Origin of the sequence: Streptomyces phytophilus (genome assembly GCF_013870535.1) — a bacterium.
Lineage (GTDB): Bacteria > Actinomycetota > Actinomycetes > Streptomycetales > Streptomycetaceae > Streptomyces > Streptomyces phytophilus.
In genome coordinates this window covers 1-2,712 of sequence record NZ_JACBXC010000846.1, presented here as the reverse complement: position 1 = coordinate 2,712, position 2,712 = coordinate 1, and the positions used below count along the sequence as shown (strand labels likewise).

The 2,712-nt window shown below is 70.3% G+C and carries 5 protein-coding genes; all 5 read right to left on the bottom strand.

Going from position 1 to position 2,712, the window contains the following annotated elements; translation table 11 throughout:
• Positions 1-510: DivIVA domain-containing protein (locus tag H5J30_RS26110; RefSeq protein WP_181789796.1), on the bottom strand; the 510-nt coding region annotated here is incomplete at its 3' end.
• 64 nt (positions 511-574) lie between these two features.
• Positions 575-862, bottom strand: a complete 288-nt coding sequence (locus H5J30_RS26105; protein ID WP_018837714.1) for a YggT family protein — start codon at positions 860-862, stop codon at positions 575-577.
• Positions 863-925: 63 nt separating this feature from the next.
• The gene (locus tag H5J30_RS26100; RefSeq protein WP_181789795.1) at positions 926-1,561 is read right to left on the bottom strand and encodes a cell division protein SepF; all 636 of its coding nucleotides are present in this window, start codon (positions 1,559-1,561) and stop codon (positions 926-928) included.
• Positions 1,562-1,682: 121 nt separating this feature from the next.
• Positions 1,683-2,480, bottom strand: coding sequence for a YggS family pyridoxal phosphate-dependent enzyme (locus tag H5J30_RS26095; protein ID WP_181789797.1), 798 nt, complete (start codon positions 2,478-2,480; stop codon positions 1,683-1,685).
• A partial coding sequence (locus tag H5J30_RS26090) for a laccase domain-containing protein (protein WP_181789794.1) occupies positions 2,480-2,712 on the bottom strand: 233 nt, incomplete at its 5' end. The genes H5J30_RS26095 and H5J30_RS26090, both read right to left, overlap by 1 nt.

The following is a 2,712-nucleotide window of genomic DNA, read 5'->3' as shown; positions in this document are numbered from 1 at the left end:
CTGCTGCGGCGGGCCGCCGTGCGGGGCGTGCACCGGACCGCCGGGGCCGCCGTGACCGCCCGGGCCGCCGGTACCCATCGGGCCGGGGCCGTGCGGACCGTGGCCGGGAGGACCACCGGGACCGCCGGGGCCACCCGGGCCCATGCCGCCGGGACCTGCGGGCAGCTGGGGTGCGCCGGAAGGCAGCTGGGGCGGGCCGCCCTGCGGCGGGCCCATCTGCTGCGGCGGCACCGGCTGCGGGCCCGATATGGCGGCGGGCACCGGCCCGCCGTGTCCGGGCGGACCGGGGCGGTCCTGCGGCTCGGGCCCCTTGCGCATCCCCTGGTTCTGCGCCGCGGCCCGGGTCGCGGCGGCCAGCTTGGCCCGCAGGTCCTCGTTCTCGCGGAGCAGCCGGGTCAGTTCGGCCTCGACCTCGTCGAGGAACGCGTCGACTTCGTCCTCGTCGTAGCCCTCTCGGAGTCGGACGGTCGTGAACTGCTTGTTCCGCACGTCCTCGGGGGTCAGCGGCATTTCTTCACCTCAACGTAGTCATCGGCGACATCGGCATATCGACACTCTCCGTCCCGTTCCACCATCACCTCGCGCCGCCCACCACGGTGAGCAGGATGTAGACGATGATCATCAGGACGAAGAAGGACAGGTCCAGCGCCACGCCCCCTAGACGCAGTGGCGGAATGAACCGCCGCAGGAGCTTGAGTGGTGGATCCGTGACCGTGTAGGCGCCCTCAAGCAGCACCACCATGGCTTTGCCCGGCTCCCAGGAGCGGGCGAACATGAACACGTAGTCCATGATCAACCGGAAGATCAGCACGATGAGGAAAACGAACAGCGCGATGTAGATCACTTGAAGCGCGACGTCCATCTCGCTGTGGTCCTCTCCCCTTCGCGTTCCGGCCCCACGGCCGCTCGCACAGTGTTGCTTGGCTCAGCTTTGGTTGAAGAACCCACCCTCTGCGATGCGGGCCTTGTCCTCCGCTGTTACGTCGACGTTAGCAGGCGACAACAGGAACACTTTCTGGGTCACGCGCTCGATGCTGCCGTGCAGACCGAAGACGAGTCCAGCCGCAAAGTCGACAAGTCGCTTCGCGTCCGTGTCGTCCATCTCGGTCAAGTTCATGATCACAGGCGTGCCCTCGCGGAAGTGTTCCCCGATGGTACGCGCCTCGTTGTACGTACGCGGGTGGAGCGTCGTGATCCGGTAAGGCTCCCGCTCCGACACGACCTTGGGCATGATCACCGGCGCACTCTTCTCCATGCTGGGACGGTCAGGTGTGATGGAAGACACGGGAGCGATTCGCCCCGAACGCCCCGATTCGGGCAGCAGTCCGGGTGAACGCCCCGCCGGCTCCCGGTCCGTGGGCCGCTCCCGCTGCGCCGGCGGCGAGGCGATCGCCCGGGGCGGCTCCTCCTGCTGCGGCGGCTGCGGGGCCTGGTGGCGGTGGCGCCGCTCGGGCTCGGGCTCCGGCTCGAACTCGTCGTCGGGGTCGTACCCCGGGCCGTCGTACCCATCGTCCTCCACGAGGCCGAGGTAGACCGCCATCTTGCGCATTGCGCCGGCCATGCTCTACGCCCTCCGCTCTGCGGTGGATCGACCTTCGCCAGTGACGTGATCCACGCTGCCCTGCCTGAATTGACCGGGAATGAAGCTTATTTTCTACTGTCGTCCGACTCGTTTGGCGACGTTACCGGAGCTGAGGCCGGACTCCGAGTACCGCGGTGCCGACGCGTACGTGTGTCGCTCCTGCGGCAATTGCCTCCTCCAGGTCCCCGCTCATCCCCGCCGAGACCATGGTTGCAGCAGGATGCGCGACGCGCAGGCCGGATGAGATTTCCATCAGCCGCTCGAACGCCGCCCGTTGCCGGCCCGCGTACGCCCCGGCCAGCGGCGCAACCGTCATCAGCCCGCACAGCCGCAGCCCTTGGGCCGCCGCCACCGCGTCCGCGAGCGCCGGTACGTCACCGGGCGCGACACCCCCGCGGTCCCCCGTCGCACCGCTGCCGGAATCCTCGCCGGACTCCGCGTCCTTGTCGAGCGCCACCTGCAGCAGGCAGCCCAGTTCGCGGCCCTCGCGCACCGCCGCGGCGGCGAGCGCCGCGACCAGCCGCGGGCGGTCGACGGAGTGCACGTAGTCCGTGTAGCGGGCCACGGAACGCGCCTTGTTGGTCTGCAACTGGCCGACGAAGTGCCATGTGAGCGCCGCGTCCGCACCCCGCTCCGCACACCACGCGGCCTTGCCCGCGGCCTCCTGGTCGCGGTTCTCGGCCACGTGCCGGACGCCGAGGTCCGCCAGCAGCAGCACGTCGCTCGCCGGGTAGGTCTTGGTCACGACGACGAGGGTGACCTCCTCGCGCTTGCGGCCCGCCGCGGCGCACGCGCCGGCGATACGTTCCTCCACCTGCGCCAGATTCGCCGCCAACTCGCCCCGGCGCTCCCGCTCCGCCGCCTCGGGCACCCCGCCGTCCCCCGTGATCCCGTCCATCATTCCCCGTCCAGCCACACGTACCCGGCATGCCGGCCCGTGGCGCCCTCACGCCGGTACGAGAAGTGGTCCCCGGACTCCAGCGTGCACACGTCCGACACTGTGATCATTCCCACACCCAGCACATCCAACTGCGCGACCACACCCGCACGGATGTCCAGTGCCGGCGTCCCCCAACTCGTCGTCGCCCGCGCCGCCGGCACCTGCGCCGCGGCCTCCTCGCGGAGCGCCT